The sequence below is a fragment of the uncultured Clostridium sp. genome, from assembly GCF_947036855.1.
In the GTDB taxonomy this organism is placed as follows: domain Bacteria; phylum Bacillota; class Clostridia; order Clostridiales; family Clostridiaceae; genus Sarcina.
This window is the reverse complement of the sequence record NZ_CAMQRY010000032.1, coordinates 1-21,137: the sequence shown is the minus strand read 5'-3', so window position 1 is coordinate 21,137 and position 21,137 is coordinate 1. Positions and strand designations below refer to the sequence as shown.

Here is a 21,137-nt window from a genome sequence, read left to right as displayed (position 1 = left end):
TATCTTGACTAGGAAGCTCCCACTTCAAGCTTTAGCTAAGTGGTGAGTAGTTCACTTTTGAAGATGATAAACTTGTACAAACTAGTTATAATATTATACCAACATCAATAAGTTCTGTAGATTATAAAAATGATTATATTCCAACGCCTTTATATGGTGAGGATGGAGTCGGTATATTAGATGAGCTAAATAGGCTATCACCAAGTTTAAAAGGAAATATTAAAAATGAGTTTTGGAAATTAGAATATAAACAAAAAACACCCTAGAAAATTCTAGGGTGTTTTGTTGTTTAAAATCACAAAATAAAAATTATTATGTCCTTAAACTATTATGTTAAGTAAACTATCTTTTTAATTCATCAAGACAGTTCTTACAAATATTCTTTCCTTTGTAGTTAACTACATCTCTAGCATCTCCACAGAAGATACATGCTGGTTGATATTTCTTTAAGATGATTTGCTCACCATCTACATATATTTCTAATGCGTCTTTTTCTGCGATATCTAAAGTTCTTCTTAATTCTATAGGGATAACTATTCTCCCTAGTTCATCTACTCTTCTTACTACACCTGTTGATTTCATTGTGTTTATTTCCTCCTTGCGAATAACAAATTTCGACAAAATATACTTTAATTTTAACAAAATTTGTATGTTGACTTAATATTTAATTGGAAAAAAGAATTTTTGGAATTCTGACTTCTTAATATAAATATTTATATATTGAATATACTACCATTTTTTTGAAATGTCAACACATAAAATGATAAAAAACACTTTTTTTGTAAAAAAAACTAAAAAGCTTGTACATTTTTCACTAAGAAATAGATATTTTTACGAAAAAAGAGTTAAAATGCTAAGTGAAATCTTGTTTTAAAAGGTAAAAAAATACAATAAAAGGAAATTGAATAGTGCTAATTATTTACTTTTATTTGGTTAATAGCATTTTATTGGTAGTAAATTAACGGAGAAGATAAGAAGAAATAACTTTAAAAGGAAATTTTATGAAAAAGAAAAAAGAATATAATTTAAAAATAATTATAGAATACGGAAAATTATTATGGATTCTATTAGTGAGATATATTATGGATAGATAGTTAACTTGTAATGTGATTATAATTACTATATAATTAAGTTAGTAATAAATGAGAGGTGTGAATATGGATTCTAAAAAACTAGATAAAAAATATTTTTTGGATTTAGCAACAAAAATTTCACATAATACAATAGTATCTTATGATGAATTACCTAAATATGATTTATTTTTATCACAGGTAATTGATTATTTAAATGATGCTTTTGAAGGCGATAATTATACAAATAATATAGTTCAGAATTATATTAAAAGTGGTGTGATTTCAAAACCGATTGATGGAAAAAAAAGAGGTTATACAAAAGATCATTTAGCACAATTAGTTCTTCTAAGTTATATGAGACCTGTTTTAACAACTGAAGAGATTAAGAATGTTTTTAATTTAGCATTTAATGATATTAACGATAGAAATGATGATATTATATCTTGGAGAGAGGCATATAAATTATTTTCAGAAATACAGGAAGAGAGTCTGACTAGTTTTTCAGCAGCAAATTTATATGATGATGAAAAATTAAATGAGAAAATAAAAGTGTTAAAATTGAAAAAAACTGATGAAGAAAGAATTAGAGTTTTTATTTTAGTAATGGCACTTGTTGCCCAAGCTAGTGCTATTAAAAATATGGTACATAAAATAGTTAAGGATAATTCAAATAAATTTTAAAAAATAATGAAAAACTCCAAAGGAACTGTATATATAGTTTTGAAGGGAGTTTTTTTTATGGAAAAAATTTTAGAGGCAGTTGCTAATGTTGGATTTCCAATAGCGATAGCTATGTATCTTTTGATGAGGATAGAAGTTAAGCTTGATAGATTAAGTATTAGCATAGAGAAACTTACAAATGTTTTAAATAAAAATTAAGAGAAGGGATATACTAAATTATTTGTTTAGTATATCCCTTCTTTTATTCATTGATTATTAGTGAGTAAGAACAAGTAAATTCCTTATTTTCATCAAGTGATAGCATTCCAGATTTTTCACTGAAATCACCATTGAAATCTTCAAAATCCGCATGTCCAAACCAAGGTTCTATACATAGGAATGGAGCACCACCTGCAGGAGCCCATAGTCCAAGATGTGAGAAATCTGTAAAATCAAATTCTATAAATTTATTATGATTATTTGTTTTCACAGCTATTTTAGTAGATTTTATTTTACTGCAATCAAATACTAAGGCATCATTTTTAAATAATTCTTTTGAAAGTGGAATTTGATTTTCATTTTGTAAAGATGCTTTTGTATTATGAGTAAACAATCCATTTGCTGGGTTTAAAAGCATTAGTGAAGTTGTTTCTTTTTCATTAAACTCAAAGAAATAATCATTTAATGATTCACCTTCAAGAAGTGGACACATATAAGCAGGGTGTGAACCTATTGAGAAGTTAATTGTTTTGTTATCTAAATTTTTAACTATATAAGTAGTTTTTACTTTTTTACCCTCTAAAGAATGTTTAATGATTAATGAAAATTTATAAGGATAAACTTTTAAACTCTCATCTGAATATTTAAGTTCAAAACTAATTGAACTATCAGTTTTTTCTTTTAAAGTAAATAATGATGTTCTAGCTAGTCCATGTTGAGGTAATTCATAAGTTTTACCATCAACAGTATATTTACCATCTATAACCTTACCTACTATTGGGAAAAGTGCAGGAGTATGATATTTCCAGTAAGTTGGATCACCATTCCATACAAATTCTGTATCATCAAGTTTTGATTTGATACTATAGATTTCTCCACCATGCTCGTGAGCATTTATTGTTAAAAATTCATTTTCTAAATTATAAAGCATAATATTTTATCCCCTTTGATTAATTAGTCTTTAAAATAATTATATAATTTATTTGAATTATTTCATATAATGAATAGTAAAATATACTAAATATTTAAAATTCATGCTTAATAATTGATAGTATGAACATAATAATTAATATATAATTAATTTGAAATAATAAAAATAGGTGGATTTATGATTAAAAGAATATTTTCAAATTTAATAATGTTTTTTAAAAAAATTATAGATGATGATATATATGCCTTAGCATCTCAGCTTGCATATAATTTGATTTTGGCTTTTTTTCCATTTTTAATATTTTTAATGACATTACTAGGATTTAGCAATTTAAATAGTCAATCAGTATTAGAACTTTTAAGGCATATTATGCCTTATCCAGCTTATCAACTGATTTCAGGAACGGTAGTAAATATAATAGAAAATCAACAAACAGGGCTACTTTGGATGAGTATAGCACTAGCTATCTGGACATCATCATCAGGGATAGCAGCAGTTATACGAGGGCTTAATAAAGCTTATGGAGTAGAAGAAGATAGGTCATATATAAAAGTTAAAATAATATCTATTTTTGCAGTGTTATTATTAGCATTTGTTATAATCGCAACATTATTTTTAATAGTATTTAGCAATACTATTATACTTGTTATAGATAAATATATACCAAATCCAGAAATAATATTAGATATATGGAATGTCACAAAAAATATAGTTCTGATCTTTATAATGGTTTTGGCATTTGCAACAATGTATCAAATGATACCTTCAAGAAGACTTGGGTGGCTTAATGTTATACCAGGAGCTATATTTACAACTTTAGGGTGGATTGCATCATCAGCAGGATTTGCTTATTATGTAAATAATTACGGTAATTATTCAAGGTTTTATGGAAGTCTTGGTGCAATTTTTATTTTTATGACATGGATGTTTTTAACTTCATTTATTCTTATACTTGGTGGAGAAGTCAATGCAGTTCTGGTTGATAGATAATTTTTTCTTGTAAAGTGAATATAAACTGTTGATATGGCTAAAATTTAATTATGTTAAATTAGGAGGCATATTGATATGAATAAAATTGTTTTACTTGGGAGACTTGTAAAAGACCCAGAACTTACAAAGGTTGAAAATAGCGATAAGGTATATACTAAATTTACAATAGCTATAAAGAGAGATTATAAATCATTAGATGGTGAGAGAAAATCAGATTTCATACCACTTATAATGTGGGAGAAAAAAGCAGAACTTGCTTGTAAATTTTTAAGTAAGGGTGACCTTATAACACTAAGTGGTAGACTTATAACAAGAACTTATGAAGATAATGATGGCAAAAGAAGATATTTTATGGAAGTTTCAGCAGATGAATTTAGAAAAATAAGCCCATATAAAAAAGTAGAAGAGAGTAAATAATAATAAAGAGGTAACTACGAAATAATTTTTCATAGTTACCTCTTTTAGTTATTTAGATAAAATTTCACCAATTTCTTTACCAAGGTTAAAACTTTCTAAAAGTTCAGATTCAGATGGCTTAAAGTTTATGTTTAATGATGCTACTGGCATCTTCATTTTTAATTCTTTAAGTCTTGAATCAAGTCTTGGAACTGCTTCACCACTCCAACCATAAGATCCAAATGCAGCGGCAATTTTACCACCATGTAAAATTGGATTAAGGTGTGCAAGTAAAATTCTTACAGGTTCAAGCATATCAGCAAGTATAGTTGGTGAACCAACTATTAAAGCATCAGCCTCACCTATAGCACTTAGCATTTCGCTTGTTTCATGGTCAATGATATTAAATAATTTAATATCGAAAGTTCCAACTGACTCAAACCCTTTCTCAATTTCTTTTGCGATTATTTCTGTATATCCATAAGCTGTTACATATGGAATTACAACTTTTTTAATTTCATTTTTAGGAGCTGGTATACACCAACCTTTACAAATATCAATAATTTCTTTGTTATTCTCACGAAGGATAGGTCCATGTCCAGGACAAATCATATCAATTTGCATAGTTTCTATTTTTGAGATTGCTTTAAGCATAAATGGTTTAAATGGTCCCATTATACAATCAAAATAGTATTTAAGTGCCGACATATAATCTTCTTTATTTTCAATTAAATCATTGAAGATACCATCAAAGCAATAATGTGCTCCAAATGAATCGCAAGTTACAAGAACTTTATCTTCTTCAATAAAAGTATAAATAGTATCTGGCCAGTGTAGCATTGGCACAGATATGAATCTAAGTGTTTTATCACCAAGAGATAAAGCTTGTCCATCTTTAACTTCTATATAGTCAAAATCTCTATTAACAATACCTTTTAGGTATTTAATAGCAAGTTTTGATGCAACAATTTTTGCATTTGGAGAAAGTTCTAAAATCTTATCAACAGAACCAGCATGATCAGGCTCTGTATGACTTACTACAATATATGATATATTGGCAAGGTCAACACCTAAAGATTCCAGTCTTTGTTTATACTCATCAAAAAATTCTGCTTTAACAGTTTCAAAGATAGCAGTTTTCTCACTTCCTTTAAGTACGTATGAATTGTAAGTAGTTCCATAAGGTGTATTCATTATAATATCAAAAACACGAAGATTATAATCTAAAGCCCCAACCCAATATAAATTATTTTTAATTTTTCTATACTCCATAAAATATTAATTACCATTTATAAAAATGATAATTACCCTCCTTCTAATGATTTCTAAATAATTTCTAAAATTTTCCTTTAAAAGAAAATAAAAACTATCAAATAATTATTACTAATTATATTATATTACAATAAGTTGTAAACAAGTATTAACAAAAAATAACCTTTTTATTAATAAGCAAGTAATGACTTTTGAAATTTATGAAAAAATGGAAGGAAATAGAATGGATTCGACAAGAAAAACAATTAAATGTTAATTATTTAGTAAATAAGAGTGAAAGAAACATTATAATTGGGGATAAATGTCAATAAAATCTTTTATTTTTTACAAATTGGTAGCATAATCTGACAGTATTTTCTCTGGATAAATGATATTATATGTATAAATACTAGATAATTTATTTTTTTATAATAGTTTAAGGGGGAATAAACATGAAAATAGTTAAAGAAGTAGCAAAAAAAATAGAAACAGAGGAATTAGGGTATAAATATTCATATAGATTAACAGCTAATAAATTTGAGGGAAAAGAGATTTTTGGGGTAGAAGTTGAAAGATTTGATTATTTAGATGGTGAATTAGTTAATATAGAAAGAGATGGTGTTGAAAAAATTTCACATGATGTATTAAAGGTAAGTGAATTATTTGATATAATCTCAGAGAGTATAGTATCTCCAATACATTTAATTGATGTTATAGGTGATAAGATTGATAGATGTATTGAAGAAATCAATGAAGAAAGGGCTATGGCCTATAATTAGTTCATAGTAGAAGTTAAAATGATTTTAGGAATAGGAACAGATATTATTGAAATAAATAGAGTAAATAATGTTATTCAAAGAAATGAAAATTTTCTAAAGAGAAATTTTTCGTTAGATGAGATTAAATATTTTGAAGATAGAAAATTTAAGATTGAAACAATAGCAGGAGCATTTTCAGCAAAAGAAGCTGTTAGTAAAGCAATAGGAACTGGATTTAGAGGGTTTTCATTAATTGATATAGAAATTATAAGAGATGAACTTGGAAAGCCTAACATCAGAATTGGAAGAAAAGTTGAAGAAGTTTTAAAAAAATTCGATATAATAAATTATAGATTTCATATTAGCATATCTCATAGCAAGGAAAATGCTATTGCATATGTAATTTTAGAAGGTGATAAAAATGAAGCTTTTTAAAGCTAAAGATATCAGAATGATAGATGATTACTGTATAAAGAAACTTGAAATTCCGTTAATGCTACTAATTGAAAATACTGCATTAGCAGTTTTAAAGCACTTAGAACTAGAAAAAAATAATTCTTTTATAGTTGTTTGTGGTATTGGAAATAATGGTGCTGATGGACTTGCTATAGCAAGACATCTTATAGTAAGAAATAAAGATGTGGATATATTTATTGTTGGAGATACTTGTAAAGCATCAGAGGGATTTAAATCTAATAGATTAATTCTTGAAAATATGAATATTGAATTAAATTACATAAAAAAGGAAAAAGATTTAGATAAATTAACAAAAAGTTCAAAAGTTTCTGATTTAGTGGTTGATTGTATATTCGGAACAGGGGTAGATAGAAAAATAAATGGCTTATTTATGCGAATTATAGAGGTTTTGAATAAAAATTCAAAATGTATACATTCTGTGGATTTACCTAGTGGGATTAATAGTGATACAGGGGAAATTATGGGTATTTCTGTTTTCTGTAATAAAACGGTAACAATTGCCTGTTATAAAGAAGGTATGATAAATGATAAGGTAAGACCTTATTTTGGGGATATTTATCTAGAAAATATAGGAATACCTGAATTTGTATTAGATAAATTCCATAATGGAATGTTTCTAACAGATTCAAAGTATATAAAAGAACTTATACCTACAAGGCCAGTAGATGGTCATAAGGGTAAGTTTGGAAAAGTAGTTGTAATAGCAGGAAGTAAAGGCTTTACAGGAGCTGCATACATATCAACAAAATCGGCGATAAAAACAGGGAGTGGACTTGTAACTCTTTGTACAGATAGTTATACAGAAGATTCTCTTTCGAGTAGTTTAGTTGAAGCTATGAGTTGTAATTATCAAAATAATAAAGAAAAGTTTTTAGAGCTTTTAAAGTCATGGGATTGTGTTGCAATTGGTCCAGGGCTTGGAGATAATAAAAATACATTAAATCTTTTAAAGACTGTTATAAAAAATCACTCTAAAAATATATTAATTGATGCAGATGGACTTAATGTATTAAAAGAAAATTTAGATATATTAAAACAATCAACTGCTAAGATTATAATTACACCTCACCCAGGTGAGATGGCAAGGCTAATAGGAAAAGACATACCTTATGTTAATAGTAATAGAGTAGAAGTTGCTAAGACATTTGCGAGTAAGCTAGGTATAGTAGTTTTACTTAAAGGAAGCAAAACTGTAATAACAGATGGTGAAAAAGTATTTATAAATCCAACAGGATGTAGTGCAATGTCATCAGGTGGTATGGGTGATTCTTTAACAGGAATTATAATTTCACTTGTTGGGCAGGGGATTCCTCAAATGGAAGCATGTATTCTAGGTGCATATTTACATGGGTATATAGCACAGGAACTTGCCAAGGATTTATATACGGTTCAGGCAAGTGACATAATAGCTAATATCTCTCGAATTATGAAAAAGCTTGAATATGAAAAATAAAATTATGTAATAAATAGAATTAGAATAGAATAGGATATAAATGTAAACTATGTTATGTTGGGGGAAGAAATGAAAAGTAAACTTTTAGTATCCAAAAATAAGATTCTTATATCAATAATTGTTCTAATTCTAGTTATTGTAGGTTCTTTAGCTATTTATACAAGTTATAAAGCTAATAATAATCCAAGCAAAATAATTCAAGGTATTACAAATGCTAAGACGTATACTGTTGATGTAGAGTATACTATAAAAAACTCTAGAGGCGAGTTTATAGAAGAGGCGAAGATAGAACATAAGAATAATGAATCTAAGCTTACTTTTGTAGAAAAAGAACAAATTTTTTCAAAAGATAAAATAAAGATAAATTACTTTGAGGGAGATAAGCATTTTATAGTAGATCGAGACTATGATGAGTTTTATAGATTTTTCTTAGTTAATGAGTTAGGAAATTATATTAATAAAGAGGGCGTAAAATTTACTCAAAAAGATAATAAAATGATAATTGACTTTAAAACAGGAAGTTCTAATAGGAATTTTACAAATGCTAAATTTATAGTAGATTTAAAGCAAAAAGAACCTAAATCAATTACTATATTTGATGATAAAGGGTTAGAAAGAGTTTTAGTCAATTATAATAATTTTTCAATAACAAAGGAATAATCTTTATTTTAAATAAAATTAAGAGGTGTTACTGTGGAGAGTATAAGACCTGTTTGGGCCGAGGTTAATTTAGATAATATTAAAAGTAATATGAAGGCAATAAAGAAAATGACTAAAAACAAAAAAATAATAGGTGTGGTTAAAGCAGATGCTTATGGACATGGAGCTATTGATGTTGCACCTGTTCTTTTAGAAGAAGGTGCAGATAAACTTGCAGTAGCAGTTATTACAGAGGCATTAGAACTTAGAAGTGCAGGGATAAAATCAGATATTATGATACTTGGTTATACACCTTTAACATTTAGTGAAAAGCTAATAGTTGAAGATATAGAACAAACTGTTTATAGTTTAGATTATGCAAGAGGTCTTGCAAGAGAAGCTTTAAAGCTTAACACTAAGGCTAAAATACATTTAGCAATAGATACAGGTATGGGTAGAATTGGATTTTTACCGGAAGAAGATTATGAGGAAATATTAAAAGTATGTAGACTTCCAGGGCTTGAGGTTATTGGTATATTTACTCATTTTGCAACTGCTGATGAGAGAGATAAAGATTATACAAGGATGCAATTTGATAAATTTAAAAAGATATGTGATAAGTTAGAGCGTGAAGGAATACACATTCCTTTAAAACATAGTTCTAATAGTGCAGCTATAATGGATTTACAGGAAACGTATCTTGATGGAGTTAGACCAGGAATAATTATGTATGGATATTATCCATCAAAAGATGTAAAGATTAAGGAATTAAAGCTAAAACCTGCATTAACTTTAAAAACAAATATAGTTCATCTTAAAACTTTAAATAAAGATATGTACATAAGTTATGGTAGAAAATTTAAAACAGGTAGAAAAGAAACTAAAGTAGCTACTTTACCAATTGGTTATGCAGATGGATATACAAGACTTCTAAATGGTAAAGCAAAAGTTATTATAAGAGGTAAACTTGCACCAGTAATCGGAAATATATGTATGGATCAATGTATGATTGATGTAACAGATATAGAAGAGGTAGCACTTGGTGATGAGGTTATCTTAATTGGAGAAAGTAATGGCGTGAAATTTAATGCAGATGATATTGCAAATCTTATAGGAACTATAAATTATGAAATAATATGTATGCTTAAAAATAGAGTTCCTAGAATTTATCTGAAAAACGGAGAAATATCAAAAGTAAGAAATTATCTGTAAAATTGATAATTTTTTAAGAAAAAAGTAAAAAAAGTTTAATAAATCTTTGACTTTGTGACAAAAACCATAATATAATTTAAAATACATAAACTCTTTTTATCAACTTATTATAAAAAGGAGAGGTTTTAATGTCACAAAGACAGAATAATGAAGATATAAAAAAAATAGAAAAAGATATAAAAATATGTCAATTAAATGATGATGTATTAATATCATATAATATAGAGATGTTAGAGAGAATGAAACTGGGATATGAACAGATGGGAGAAATTAATCTTAAATATGCAAATGAAAGTGTTCCAGATTTTAAAGATGGTGTATATTATGAGAAGTGGCTTTGCGGAGTGTGATATATAAATGACAAATGTAAATGTAAAAAGAGGAGATATTTTTTATGCAGATTTGAGCCCAGTAGTGGGTTCAGAGCAGGGAGGAATTAGACCTGTTATAATTGTACAAAATGATATCGGGAATAGATATAGCCCAACGGTAATAGTTGCTGCTATAACATCACAAATAAATAAAGCTAAACTCCCTACACATGTAGAGATATCATCAGAAGAGTATGGTCTTAATAGAGATTCTGTTGTTTTATTAGAACAAGTTAGAACTTTAGATAAAAAAAGATTAAAAGAAAAAATAGGACATATGACTGATGATGATATGAAAAAAGTTAATAAAGCTTTACTTATTAGTTTGAATTTAGATTTAAAATAGAAAAAAGTTATTATAGCAAGGTTTGTTTTTGGACAAGCTTTGCTTTTTTTATATATTTAATAATAATATAATTGGATGTTTACGTTTACTTTGATATTTTAATATAAATTTATTATTATAATTACGATTAAAGTATTTTTAAAAGTAATTATAATAATAATTTTAATATTTATTAAGATTATTGTTATAATCTCATAAATTTTTGTGAAAAGAATAGTGTAACAGAAAAAATATATTTTATGATTATTTGAATTGTTTAGCAGAAACATAGTAGCATTTTGTTTTGAAAGTTAAAAAATCATCTAGAGATATTAATATCAATCCTTAAATAGAGTACCCTATTAGATAATAAGAGTAGCCTTTAAAGGGGTCTATTGGGTAAAAAGGTAAACACAATAATCGTTTTTGATAGAAAATCTATAAAGATTATGATAGAATTAGGTAGGAAAAAATAAAAGTGTTTAAATTTATTTGGTAAAGTAAAAGTCTTTAAATTACAGGATTACTCATAGGAGGGTTAATATGAATAATAAAATAGAAGAATTAAAGAGCATGGCGACAGTTATAAGAAAAGATATTGTTACTATGTTAACAGAATCAAAATCAGGTCATCCAGGTGGATCACTATCTGCGGCTGATATTATAACAACATTATATTTTAAAGAAATGAACATAGATCCAAAAAATCCAAAGGATCCAAATAGAGATAGATTTGTTCTGTCAAAAGGACATGCAGCACCAGTTTTATACAGTGCTTTAGCAAGAAGAGGATTTTTTAATCCAAAAGAACTTTTAACTTTAAGAAAGATAGGATCAAACCTTCAAGGACATCCTAACATGAATGATGTATCAGGAGTAGACATGTCAACAGGTTCACTTGGTCAAGGGATTTCAACAGCAGTAGGAATGGCTATGGCTGGAAAACTTGATAATAAGGATTATAGAGTATTCTCAATCCTTGGTGATGGAGAATTAGAAGAAGGTCAAGTGTGGGAAGCAGCAATGTCAGCAGCTCACTATAAATTAGATAATTTAACAGCATTCGTTGATTTTAACGGATTACAAATAGATGGAGATATAACAAAAGTTATGAGTCCACTTCCAATAGATAAGAAATTTGAAGCTTTTAACTGGAATGTTATAGTTATAGATGGTCATAACTTCGAAGAAATAATCGGAGCTATTGAGAAAGCTAAAGCTACAAAAGGAAGACCAACATGTATTCTTTGTAACACAGTTAAAGGAAAAGGAGTTTCATTCATGGAGAATGAAGCAGGATGGCATGGTGCTGCTCCAACTAAAGAGCAATGTGCACAAGCTATAAAAGAATTAGGAGGGGACAAATAATGGCTAAAATTGCAACAAGAGAAGCTTATGGAAAAGCTCTAGTAGAACTTGGTAAGGTTAATGAAAATGTAGTTGTTTTAGATGCAGATTTATCAAAATCAACAAAAACAGCTGATTTCTCAAAGAATTTCTCTGAGAGATTTATAAATATGGGTATTGCAGAAGCAAACATGATGTGTGTTGCGGCTGGAATGTCTACTTGTGGAAAAATTCCTTTTGTTAGTACATTTGCTATGTTTGCAGCTGGAAGAGCTTTTGAGCAAGTTAGAAACTCAATATGTTACCCAAAATTAAATGTTAAAATATGTGCTACTCATGCTGGATTAACAGTTGGAGAAGATGGTGCATCTCACCAATCAATAGAAGATTTATCTTTAATGAGATCAATTCCTAATATGACTGTTATATCACCTTCAGATGCAGTAGAAACAGAAGCTGCTATTAAGGCTGTAGCTGAGTACGTTGGACCTTGTTATGTAAGACTTGGAAGAATGGGAGTTAATGTTATTAATGATAACGCTGACTATAAGTTTGAAATTGGTAAGGGTGTACAACTTAGAACAGGTTCTGATGTAACAATAGTTGCAACAGGAATCATGGTTGATGAAGCAATTACTGCTGAAAAGATGTTAAAAGCTGAGGGAATTAGTGCAAATGTAATAAACATACATACATTAAAACCATTAGATACTGATATATTAGTTAAAGCAGCTAAAGAAACTAAAGCAATTGTTACTGCTGAAGAGCATAGCATAATTGGTGGACTTGGTTCTGCAGTTTCAGAAGCTTTATCAGAAGTATTCCCAGTTCCAGTTATAAAAGTTGGAGTTATGGATACATTTGGTGAGAGTGGTCAGCCAGCAGAGTTATTAAAAGCTTATGGATTAACTGCTGAAAAAATAGTTGAAGCAGCTAAAAAAGCTATATCAATGAAATAATATTTTTGAAATATATATGAATTAGGTGGTGTGAAAACCACCTTTTTTTTATTTAAAATAAGATATAAAATATAAAATGAAATTTTACTAGAGTGTTATATTTTTTTGAACTAGCAGAAAAATGTATAATTATGGGTTATAATATAACAGTTAAAGTTTAATTACAAATTTTGACCATACATAGGAGTAATGAATTATAAGGGGAGATTAAAATTGAATAATAGTGTTTTAAAAAGGTATATGTTTATAACTATAGGAGTTACTCTTTTAGCGATAGCATTACAGTTTTTTTATTATCCAAATAACATTGCAGCAGGGGGAGTTTCAGGACTTGCACTGATTATAAACACACATACGGGTTTATCAACAGGGCTTGTTATGAATTTATGTAATGTTGTATTATTTACTTTAGCTTTTATTTTTATAGGTAAGGAGTTCGCAGCAAGAAGTATATATGCTGCTTTTGGAACTTCATTTGCACTTAGTATTTTAGAAAAATTATTTCCGAATGTTTCTATAACGAGTGATCCTATACTCGCAGTTATTTGTGGAAGTGCTTTAGCAGCCCTTGGAATTGCTATGGTATTTGACCAAAATTCATCAACTGGTGGAACTGCTATAATAGCTAAACTTTTAAACAAATATTGTAAATTAAATATAGGGAAGGCACTTCTTTTAGCTGATATAGTTGTTGTAGGACTTGCAGTTTATACTTTTGGTATTGAAAAAGGATTATATGGAGTTGTGTCATGTTTTATACTTGGATTTATGATTGATAAGATAATAGAAGGGTTTAATGACTGTAAGCAGTTAATTATTATTACATCAAAATATGAAGATTTAAGAAAATTTATTCTTAATTCTGTTGATAGAGGGTGTACTAAAATAATTGGAAAAGGTGCATATTCAAGTGAAGATGTAACAATATTATATGTAGTTGTAAGTAGAAAAGAATTTATAGTATTAAAAAATCAAATCAAGCAAATTGACCCTAAAGCTTTTATAACAGTAAGTGATGTAAAGGAAGTATTAGGAGAGGGTTTTAGTGATCTTATTGAAAAGTAAATGCCTAGTTAGTACAAAAAAAATCAACTTTTGTACTAAAATATGATATAATGTTTGAGACTGATAGACAATATAGTGAAATGTTGTTGTTTTGATTAAAAATACTGTACATGAAAAATTGTTAGGAGTGTTTAGATGATAGAATTTAAAAATGTCTCTAAGGTTTATAACAAGAATGTAAAAGCGTTATCAAATGTTGACTTAAGTATTGAGTCAGGAGATTTCGTATTCTTAGTTGGACCAAGTGGAGCTGGAAAATCAACATTTATTAAAATGTTATTAAAGGAAGTAGAACCGAGTTCAGGCTCAATAATGATGAGTGGGACAGACCTTTCTACAGTTAAAAGAAAAGAAATACCTTACTATAGAAGAAAAATAGGAATGATATTCCAAGATTTTAGATTAATACCAACATTAAATGTGTATGAAAATGTTGCTTTTGCAATGAGAGTTGTAGAATCTTCACCAAAGGAAATTAGAAAAAGAGTTCCTATGGTATTATCTTTAGTAGGACTATCTAATAAATATAAAATGTTCCCAAATGAGTTATCAGGTGGAGAACAACAAAGAGTTTCAATGGCTAGAGCTATTGTTAACAACCCACAAGTTTTAATTGCGGACGAGCCTACAGGAAACTTAGACCCAGATACTGCAAATGAGATTATGGCTCTTATTGATGATATCAATAAAGCTGGAACTACTGTAATAATGGCAACACACGCTAAAGATATAGTTAATGACATGAAAAGAAGAGTTATAGCTATTGATAAAGGTGATATTATACGAGATGAGATAAAAGGAGGGTATGAAGATGAAAATGAATAGTTTTTTATACTTTATATCAGATGCCTTTAAAAGTTTAAAGAGAAATCTAACTATAAGTATTGCATCTGCAGCTACTGTTTTAACTACTTTAGTAGTATTTGGAGCATTTTTATTAACTGCATTAAATGTTAATCTTGGAGTTCAAGATGTTCAAAATAAGGTTGAAATAAAGGTTTTCTTAACAAATCAGATTACTCAAGTTCAGCAACAACAACTAGAAACAAAAATTAAATCTGTACATGGTGTTAAGGCTGTTGACTATGAAACAAAAGCAGAGGCTTTAGTTAATTTCAAAGCTCAATTTGCTGATGATAAAGAAATCTTGGAAGGGTATAATGAAACAAATAATCCACTTCCAAATTCATTTGTTGTTAAGTTAGATGAACCAGCAGTAGCAGATACAGTTCAAAAAGCTATTACTCCAGATGGAAAGCTTATGGCAGGTATAGACCAAGTTGGTAATGATCAAGAAATGATTAAGACTATAACAGGATTTGCTAACACTATTAAGTGGGTGGGACTTGTACTGTTTGTAGTACTGATAGGAGTTTCATTATTCCTTATCATAAATACAATTAAAATAACTGTTTACTCAAGAAGAAGAGAAATAGGAATTATGAAATTTGTTGGAGCAACAGACTGGTTCATTAGGTGGCCTTTTATTATAGAAGGTATAGTAATTGGACTTGTTGGATCAATATTATCGGTAGCGGTAATATATGGTGGATATACATGGCTATTTAAATCTGCGCTTAAAGGTGGCGGATTCTATGCAGCTCAATTTATTCATCCATCATATATTTTAGCAACTATGTCTTGGCAGTTTATCATTGCTGGTATCATAATTGGTGCTGTTGGTAGTGTAATTGCTTTAAGAAAGTTCTTAGATGTATAATTTTGTAATATAGTATATAATAAGCTTAAAATACTTACAGATAAAACTTAAGTATTTTAGGCTTTTTTTCATATTTAGAGGGGTGAATAAATGAAAAATAAAAAGATTAGTGGTTACAAAAGACAAAATGGACGTACAAAAAATTGGAAGGTTATGCTTATAGTTTTAGCTTGTAGTGGAGCTTCAATTTTGCTGGGAAATAGGCTTACAGCTAAGGGTGTACTTCCAATGACGACAGATGCAAAGCTGAATGCAAGTTTTAAGGAAGTTGATAATATAGAAAAATATTCAGAGTTATTTAGCATACGAGATCAAATATATCAGTACTATGATGGTGATATATCTGAAGAAAAATTACTTGAGGGTGCAATAAAAGGTATGACTATGGGACTTGGTGATCCATATACATATTATATGACAGAAAAAGAGTTTTCTAGTTTTATGGAACAAAATTCAGGCGAATATATGGGGGTTGGACTTCAAGTAGGTGTTAAAGATGATGATATGATTGTTATGGAGCCTGTTGAGGGAGGACCATCAGATAAAGCTGGAGTTTTAGCTGGAGATATAATTAAAGCTATAAATGATGTTCCGATAAAAGCTAAAGATATGGATAAAGCTATTGAACTTATGAAGGGAAAAGAAAAAGCAGAAATTAAATTAACTCTTTTAAGAGCTGATAAAGGTGAGTTTGATTTAAAAGTTACAAGAGATGTTGTGAAAACTATTAATGTAAGTGGAGAATTGATTGATGATAATGTTGGATATGTTAAGATAAGAGCATTTGAAGAACATGTTGGAGATGATTTTAAGGCTAAACTTTCAGAGCTTACAGAAAGCGGTATGAAAGGACTTATTTTAGATTTAAGGGGAAATCCAGGTGGATATATGAATGAATGTGTTTCTGTTGCATCTAATTTTATTGAGAAGAAAAAAGTAATAGTTTCAACTACTGATAAGTATGGTGAATCTGAGAAGAATATGTCTGCTGGTGGAGATTATATAGGACTGCCACTTGTAGTTTTAATTGATGGTAAGTCTGCATCTGCATCTGAGGTTGTATCAGGAGCTATAAGGGATTATAAAGCAGGAACATTAATTGGAGAAACTAGTTTTGGAAAGGGTATTGTTCAGATTCCAGTAGAGCAAAAAGATGGAAGTGCACTTAAAATAACAATTTCTAAGTATTACACACCGAATGGTGAGAATATACATGGTACAGGAATTAAACCAGATATAGAAATAGCATATCCAGAAGAATTAAAAAATTCGGTATATGATAGGACAAAAGATACTCAGTTTGAAAAAGCTATGGAAACTATAAAATCAAAGATAAAGTAGAGGTTATAATATGGGATATTTATATGACAGTTTTTTAGAGTTTGCTAAAGTATTTTTAAGTCCTGTATTTATAATAATAATGTTAGCTTTTGCATTTTCATATCATGGTCATAATGTAAATGTAATAAAAGGACAAAAATTATTTGTTTTAGGGGAAGGTGAATCTTCCCTTGATTTAACTTTATCAGCTATAGTTTTTAGTTTACTATGTGGTTTTTTCTCTATAATTTTACATAGTTTTTTAATTGGAGATATAAATTTAACTGGTGAAATAGGAATAATGCTTGTTGTATCTCTTTTATCAAAAAAAATATCAAAGAGATATATTTGCTTTTCTTATTCGGGCAGTGTTGTTTGTATTTGCTTATTAATTATGTCGAGTATACTTGATAGTATAGGGATTCCAAATGACTTTAATTTAAAAGTTGTTTATATAGTTTTACTTGTAGCTATGGTTCATTTTTTAGAAGGATTTTTAATTTTATTTGATGGGGATAGAGGAGTTACTTATTATAATATTGAAACTGATAAAGAAATTTATGGTGGATTTAAGTTTTATAGAAGGTGGATTATTCCACTTCCAGCATTATTTACTTATATAGGGTATACATCTAGCTGTTTAGGAATGAGAAAGAAGGAAAAACTTTTAGATTCAGCTATTAAGCTTACGGTATATGGAGTTATATTGAATATTTTATCTATCAATATAGGTGGGACTTTCTATGGAAATTTATTACTTATTATAAGTATGTTTGTAGGACATGAGTTTATAGTTAAAAAGATGCTTAAAAAAGAAATGAAGTCTAAAAAAATATTTGTTTCAGATGTTGGAATATGTGTTTTAGATTCTTTAAAACATGGGAAAGCTAAAAATGTAGGGATTAATTCAGGTGATAAAATAACTACTATAAATGGAGTTTTTACTAATGATATAGAATATTTAAAGTCATTAATTGATGGTGGAATATATGATTTTGAGTTTAATGTTTTAAAATTTGATGGAAAAATAGCTAAATATAAATTAGAATTAAAGAGTATAGATGAACTTTCGATAGTTCTTGTACCAGCTAAAAATCCATTTGTTAAGAGTAAAGATTTTAGGCAGATACTTGAAGAAGTAATTTAAATAGATAATATAGAGTTAGCTATACATATAGCTAACTTTTTTTGGAGGTAAAAATGAAAGAGCTAAAGATACATTCAAAGTTTAAACCAATGGGAGATCAGCCAGAGGCTATTGAAAGTCTTGTTGAAGGTTTAAATAAAGGACTAAAAGGGCAAACACTTCTTGGTGTTACAGGGTCAGGTAAAACTTTTACTATGGCTAATATCATAGAGAGAACTCAAAAACCAACTATTGTACTTGCTCACAATAAAACTCTTGCAGCGCAACTTTGTTCAGAGTTTAGAGAGTTTTTTCCAGATAATATAGTCGAATATTTTGTTTCTTATTATGATTACTATCAGCCAGAGGCATATATAGCTCATACTGATACGTTTATAGAGAAAGATTCTTCTATTAATGAAGAGATAGATAAACTTCGTCACTCAGCTACAGCAGCACTTTTAGAGCGTAGAGATGTAATAATAGTAGCTTCAGTTTCTTGTATTTATGGGCTTGGAAATCCTGAAGTGTATAAAAGCCTTACTATTTCTTTAAGACCAGGAATGATTAAGGATAGAGATGAGGTAGTTAGAAAACTTATAGATATCCAGTATGAAAGAAATGATATAGATTTTTCAAGAGGAACATTTAGAGTTAGGGGAGATATTTTAGATGTTATTCCTGCAAACTCATCAGAGATTGGAATTAGAATTGAGTTCTTTGGGGATGAAGTAGAGAGTATTAAGGAATTTAATGTTTTAACAGGTAATATAGTAGCTAATAGAAAACATGTAGCTATTACACCAGCATCACACTTTGCAGCATCAGAGGAATCTGTTAAAAATGCTATTAGCCAAATTGAATCAGAACTTGAAGATAGACTTAAAGAGTTTATAGCACAGGATAAACTTTTAGAGGCACAAAGACTTAAGCAAAGAACTAATTATGATATAGAAATGATTAGGGAAATGGGATATTGCCAAGGGATTGAAAATTATTCAAGAATTCTTGATGGAAGACCAGTAGGGACAGCACCAGAAACTCTGCTTGATTATTTTCCAGATGATTATTTGATGTTTATAGATGAAAGTCATGTTACACTTCCACAGGTTAAGGCAATGTATGGTGGTGATAGGTCTAGAAAAGAAAATCTTGTTGAGTATGGGTTTAGAATGCCATCAGCTAAGGATAATAGACCACTTAAATTTGATGAGTTTGAAGAGAAAATGAATCAAGTTATTTATGTTAGTGCAACACCAGCGGCTTATGAAATAGATAAGTCAGAAAATATTGCAGAGCAGATTATAAGACCAACAGGGCTTTTAGACCCAGTTATAGAAGTTAGAGATTCAAAAAGTCAGGTTGATGATTTGTATTCAGAAGTTAAAAAAATTACTGCTAGAGGCTTTAGAACTTTAGTTACAACTCTTACTAAAAGAATGTCAGAGGACTTAACTAAATATTTTAAAGAACTTGGTATTAAGTGTAGTTATATGCACTCAGATATTGATACTGTTGAAAGAATGAAGATTATAAAAGAACTTAGAACAGGGGAAGTTGATGTTTTAATTGGAATAAATCTTCTAAGAGAGGGGCTTGATATTCCAGAAGTGGCACTTGTGGCAATACTTGATGCTGATAAGGAAGGGTTCTTAAGGTCTGAAACAGCACTTGTTCAAACTATTGGTAGAGCAGCTAGAAACTCAGAGAGTAGAGTTATAATGTATGGAACTAAGATAACAAAATCTATGGAAAAGGCTATGAAAGAAACTGAGAGAAGAAGAGTTATTCAAGAAGAGTATAATGAACTTCATGGAATTACTCCAACTACTATAACTAAAGATATTAGAAATATATTAGAGGTTTCAGAAGATGTGGTAGCAGAAGAGAAAACAGCTTATGAAATAGCTAAAGATACTGCTGATGAAAGAAATATTCCAATTGAAGATTTAATTGTTAACTATGAAAAAGAAATGATGGAATCAGCAAAAAATATGCAGTTTGAAAGAGCAGCAGAACTTAGAGATTTAATTGTGGAACTTAAAAAGAATATATAGATTTATAAAAGGCAATAAATTATTTATTGTCTTTTTTCTTTTTAGATGTAAGAAATTTATATGCCTTGATAAGGCTTATAGGGTATGATATTACAGCAACTGCAATAAGAAAGGCTATTACATATGAGTTCATAAGAAACCTCCTAAGATTAATACTTTAAGTTTATTTTAATCCTAATTTTGAGATATTACAAAGCTGAAGATTTGCTAATTTATAAGTATAAATTAGCAAAATATTTATATGATATAAATTTATAAAGTTGCTATTAGTAAAAGATATGATAATTTTAAGTTTTGATAATAAGTTAATAGTAATATAGAAAAAAGTGAGCCTATACAAACGTATAGTCTCACTTTTTCTAAAGAAAATTATTATCATCATCAAATGTTTTCTTTGAATTATCATTACTAAAGTTATTTTCATTATAATTATAATCACCAAAGTTATTATTTGAAGAAACATTTTTGTTGAATATATCTTTATTTTGTGATGTTAGGTCAAGATATGTTTGATAGTAAATACTCATTAGGCGTGGATATACAAAAAATAGTGAAAGTCCAAAGGTGAAAAATAATGTTAGGAAAAGTGCAAAAGCATAAAATGATAAATTAGTAAAATATCTAAAATTATTAAAGAATAGTTTAATGCTTTTGGTAAAAGCTGTGAATACAGGTATATTTTCATCATCTAATATGAAGAAAGTAATTAATACAACTAAGTTATTTATATAAGATGAACCAAGAGTAATAAGTAAAAGTACTAAGAGAATAAATAGAATTATAACAAG

23 protein-coding genes are annotated in these 21,137 nt (G+C 28.5%); 19 read left to right on the top strand and 4 right to left on the bottom strand.

Annotated elements, in window-relative coordinates; all coding sequences use genetic code 11:
- Positions 1-342: 342 nt before the first annotated feature.
- On the bottom strand, positions 343-582 hold the full coding sequence (locus Q0V15_RS05290) for an AbrB/MazE/SpoVT family DNA-binding domain-containing protein (RefSeq protein ID WP_297436716.1): 240 nt from the start codon (positions 580-582) through the stop codon (positions 343-345).
- A 575-nt stretch (positions 583-1,157) separates the two neighbouring features.
- Here Q0V15_RS05290 and Q0V15_RS05285 point away from each other — a divergent pair.
- Together Q0V15_RS05285 and Q0V15_RS05280 are read left to right on the top strand one after the other, a co-directional pair.
- The gene (locus Q0V15_RS05285) at positions 1,158-1,754 is read left to right on the top strand and encodes a DUF1836 domain-containing protein (protein ID WP_297436714.1); all 597 of its coding nucleotides are present in this window, start codon (positions 1,158-1,160) and stop codon (positions 1,752-1,754) included.
- Positions 1,755-1,811: 57 nt separating this feature from the next.
- The gene (locus Q0V15_RS05280; RefSeq protein ID WP_297436712.1) at positions 1,812-1,952 is read left to right on the top strand and encodes a YvrJ family protein; all 141 of its coding nucleotides are present in this window, start codon (positions 1,812-1,814) and stop codon (positions 1,950-1,952) included.
- A 43-nt stretch (positions 1,953-1,995) separates the two neighbouring features.
- Here Q0V15_RS05280 and Q0V15_RS05275 read toward each other — a convergent pair whose 3' ends face one another.
- A complete protein-coding gene (locus tag Q0V15_RS05275) occupies positions 1,996-2,883 on the bottom strand; it encodes an aldose 1-epimerase family protein (protein ID WP_297436710.1) in 888 nt (295 codons plus the stop codon).
- A gap of 177 nt (positions 2,884-3,060) precedes the next feature.
- On the opposite strand from Q0V15_RS05275, the gene Q0V15_RS05270 reads away from it, so the two are divergent.
- Both Q0V15_RS05270 and Q0V15_RS05265 read left to right on the top strand, forming a co-directional pair.
- Entirely contained in the window at positions 3,061-3,873 is an 813-nt protein-coding gene (locus Q0V15_RS05270; protein WP_297436708.1) for a YihY/virulence factor BrkB family protein, read from the top strand.
- A gap of 75 nt (positions 3,874-3,948) precedes the next feature.
- Positions 3,949-4,290 carry a single-stranded DNA-binding protein gene (locus tag Q0V15_RS05265; RefSeq protein WP_297436706.1) on the top strand — a complete coding sequence of 114 codons (342 nt, stop codon included), beginning with the start codon at positions 3,949-3,951 and terminating at the stop codon, positions 4,288-4,290.
- Positions 4,291-4,338: 48 nt separating this feature from the next.
- Here the strand turns inward: Q0V15_RS05265 and Q0V15_RS05260 are convergent, their stop codons facing one another.
- Positions 4,339-5,541: an FprA family A-type flavoprotein gene (locus Q0V15_RS05260; protein ID WP_297436704.1), complete on the bottom strand. Its 1,203-nt coding sequence runs from the start codon at positions 5,539-5,541 to the stop codon at positions 4,339-4,341.
- A 431-nt stretch (positions 5,542-5,972) separates the two neighbouring features.
- On the opposite strand from Q0V15_RS05260, the gene Q0V15_RS05255 reads away from it, so the two are divergent.
- The 15 genes from Q0V15_RS05255 to uvrB all read left to right on the top strand — a co-directional run bounded on the left by Q0V15_RS05255 (position 5,973) and on the right by uvrB (position 20,349).
- Positions 5,973-6,299, top strand: a complete 327-nt coding sequence (locus Q0V15_RS05255) for a DUF6514 family protein (RefSeq protein ID WP_297436702.1) — start codon at positions 5,973-5,975, stop codon at positions 6,297-6,299.
- A gap of 18 nt (positions 6,300-6,317) precedes the next feature.
- Entirely contained in the window at positions 6,318-6,713 is a 396-nt protein-coding gene (gene acpS / locus Q0V15_RS05250) for a holo-ACP synthase (RefSeq protein ID WP_297436700.1), read from the top strand.
- Positions 6,700-8,208 (top strand): NAD(P)H-hydrate dehydratase, encoded by a 1,509-nt coding sequence (locus tag Q0V15_RS05245; protein WP_297436697.1) that lies wholly within the window; start codon positions 6,700-6,702, stop codon positions 8,206-8,208. Before acpS ends, Q0V15_RS05245 begins: the two co-directional genes overlap by 14 nt.
- A 69-nt stretch (positions 8,209-8,277) precedes the next feature.
- Positions 8,278-8,868, top strand: coding sequence for a germination lipoprotein GerS-related protein (locus Q0V15_RS05240; RefSeq protein ID WP_297436695.1), 591 nt, complete (start codon positions 8,278-8,280; stop codon positions 8,866-8,868).
- Positions 8,869-8,901: 33 nt separating this feature from the next.
- A complete protein-coding gene (gene alr / locus Q0V15_RS05235; RefSeq protein WP_297436694.1) occupies positions 8,902-10,059 on the top strand; it encodes an alanine racemase in 1,158 nt (385 codons plus the stop codon).
- A gap of 128 nt (positions 10,060-10,187) precedes the next feature.
- On the top strand, positions 10,188-10,409 hold the full coding sequence (locus Q0V15_RS05230; protein ID WP_297436692.1) for a hypothetical protein: 222 nt from the start codon (positions 10,188-10,190) through the stop codon (positions 10,407-10,409).
- 7 nt (positions 10,410-10,416) lie between these two features.
- Positions 10,417-10,776: a type II toxin-antitoxin system PemK/MazF family toxin gene (locus tag Q0V15_RS05225; RefSeq protein ID WP_297436690.1), complete on the top strand. Its 360-nt coding sequence runs from the start codon at positions 10,417-10,419 to the stop codon at positions 10,774-10,776.
- Positions 10,777-11,298: 522 nt separating this feature from the next.
- Positions 11,299-12,123, top strand: coding sequence for a transketolase (locus tag Q0V15_RS05220; protein WP_297436688.1), 825 nt, complete (start codon positions 11,299-11,301; stop codon positions 12,121-12,123).
- The gene (locus Q0V15_RS05215) at positions 12,120-13,061 is read left to right on the top strand and encodes a transketolase family protein (RefSeq protein WP_297436718.1); all 942 of its coding nucleotides are present in this window, start codon (positions 12,120-12,122) and stop codon (positions 13,059-13,061) included. Before Q0V15_RS05220 ends, Q0V15_RS05215 begins: the two co-directional genes overlap by 4 nt.
- 213 nt (positions 13,062-13,274) lie before the next feature.
- Entirely contained in the window at positions 13,275-14,126 is an 852-nt protein-coding gene (locus Q0V15_RS05210) for a YitT family protein (protein ID WP_297436686.1), read from the top strand.
- Positions 14,127-14,261: 135 nt separating this feature from the next.
- Complete coding sequence (gene ftsE / locus Q0V15_RS05205) at positions 14,262-14,951, top strand: cell division ATP-binding protein FtsE (RefSeq protein ID WP_297436684.1); 690 nt, start codon at positions 14,262-14,264, stop codon at positions 14,949-14,951.
- Complete coding sequence (gene ftsX, locus Q0V15_RS05200) at positions 14,938-15,846, top strand: permease-like cell division protein FtsX (protein ID WP_297436682.1); 909 nt, start codon at positions 14,938-14,940, stop codon at positions 15,844-15,846. Before ftsE ends, ftsX begins: the two co-directional genes overlap by 14 nt.
- 90 nt (positions 15,847-15,936) lie before the next feature.
- Positions 15,937-17,187, top strand: a complete 1,251-nt coding sequence (locus tag Q0V15_RS05195) for a S41 family peptidase (RefSeq protein ID WP_297436680.1) — start codon at positions 15,937-15,939, stop codon at positions 17,185-17,187.
- A 10-nt stretch (positions 17,188-17,197) separates the two neighbouring features.
- Positions 17,198-18,313, top strand: a complete 1,116-nt coding sequence (locus Q0V15_RS05190) for a hypothetical protein (protein ID WP_297436679.1) — start codon at positions 17,198-17,200, stop codon at positions 18,311-18,313.
- 53 nt (positions 18,314-18,366) lie between these two features.
- Positions 18,367-20,349 (top strand): excinuclease ABC subunit UvrB, encoded by a 1,983-nt coding sequence (gene uvrB / locus Q0V15_RS05185; protein ID WP_297436677.1) that lies wholly within the window; start codon positions 18,367-18,369, stop codon positions 20,347-20,349.
- Positions 20,350-20,708: 359 nt separating this feature from the next.
- On the opposite strand, the gene Q0V15_RS05180 is transcribed toward uvrB, so the two are convergent.
- A partial coding sequence (locus Q0V15_RS05180) for a hypothetical protein (RefSeq protein ID WP_297436676.1) occupies positions 20,709-21,137 on the bottom strand: 429 nt, incomplete at its 5' end.

Excerpts from the sequence above, each read along its gene's own strand:
- Q0V15_RS05265 (WP_297436706.1), top strand. The coding sequence starts at position 3,949 with ATGAATAAAATTGTTTTACTTGGGAGACTTGTAAAAGACCCAGAACTT.
- Q0V15_RS05220 (WP_297436688.1), top strand. The coding sequence starts at position 11,299 with ATGAATAATAAAATAGAAGAATTAAAGAGCATGGCGACAGTTATAAGA.
- Q0V15_RS05260 (WP_297436704.1), bottom strand. The coding sequence starts at position 5,541 with ATGGAGTATAGAAAAATTAAAAATAATTTATATTGGGTTGGGGCTTTA.
- Q0V15_RS05225 (WP_297436690.1), top strand. The coding sequence starts at position 10,417 with ATGACAAATGTAAATGTAAAAAGAGGAGATATTTTTTATGCAGATTTG.
- Q0V15_RS05230 (WP_297436692.1), top strand. The coding sequence starts at position 10,188 with ATGTCACAAAGACAGAATAATGAAGATATAAAAAAAATAGAAAAAGAT.
- Q0V15_RS05240 (WP_297436695.1), top strand. The coding sequence starts at position 8,278 with ATGAAAAGTAAACTTTTAGTATCCAAAAATAAGATTCTTATATCAATA.
- ftsX (WP_297436682.1), top strand. The coding sequence starts at position 14,938 with ATGAAAATGAATAGTTTTTTATACTTTATATCAGATGCCTTTAAAAGT.
- uvrB (WP_297436677.1), top strand. The coding sequence starts at position 18,367 with ATGAAAGAGCTAAAGATACATTCAAAGTTTAAACCAATGGGAGATCAG.
- Q0V15_RS05245 (WP_297436697.1), top strand. The coding sequence starts at position 6,700 with ATGAAGCTTTTTAAAGCTAAAGATATCAGAATGATAGATGATTACTGT.
- acpS (WP_297436700.1), top strand. The coding sequence starts at position 6,318 with ATGATTTTAGGAATAGGAACAGATATTATTGAAATAAATAGAGTAAAT.
- ftsE (WP_297436684.1), top strand. The coding sequence starts at position 14,262 with ATGATAGAATTTAAAAATGTCTCTAAGGTTTATAACAAGAATGTAAAA.
- Q0V15_RS05270 (WP_297436708.1), top strand. The coding sequence starts at position 3,061 with ATGATTAAAAGAATATTTTCAAATTTAATAATGTTTTTTAAAAAAATT.
- Q0V15_RS05285 (WP_297436714.1), top strand. The coding sequence starts at position 1,158 with ATGGATTCTAAAAAACTAGATAAAAAATATTTTTTGGATTTAGCAACA.
- Q0V15_RS05275 (WP_297436710.1), bottom strand. The coding sequence starts at position 2,883 with ATGCTTTATAATTTAGAAAATGAATTTTTAACAATAAATGCTCACGAG.
- Q0V15_RS05290 (WP_297436716.1), bottom strand. The coding sequence starts at position 582 with ATGAAATCAACAGGTGTAGTAAGAAGAGTAGATGAACTAGGGAGAATA.
- Q0V15_RS05190 (WP_297436679.1), top strand. The coding sequence starts at position 17,198 with ATGGGATATTTATATGACAGTTTTTTAGAGTTTGCTAAAGTATTTTTA.
- Q0V15_RS05280 (WP_297436712.1), top strand. The coding sequence starts at position 1,812 with ATGGAAAAAATTTTAGAGGCAGTTGCTAATGTTGGATTTCCAATAGCG.
- Q0V15_RS05195 (WP_297436680.1), top strand. The coding sequence starts at position 15,937 with ATGAAAAATAAAAAGATTAGTGGTTACAAAAGACAAAATGGACGTACA.
- Q0V15_RS05255 (WP_297436702.1), top strand. The coding sequence starts at position 5,973 with ATGAAAATAGTTAAAGAAGTAGCAAAAAAAATAGAAACAGAGGAATTA.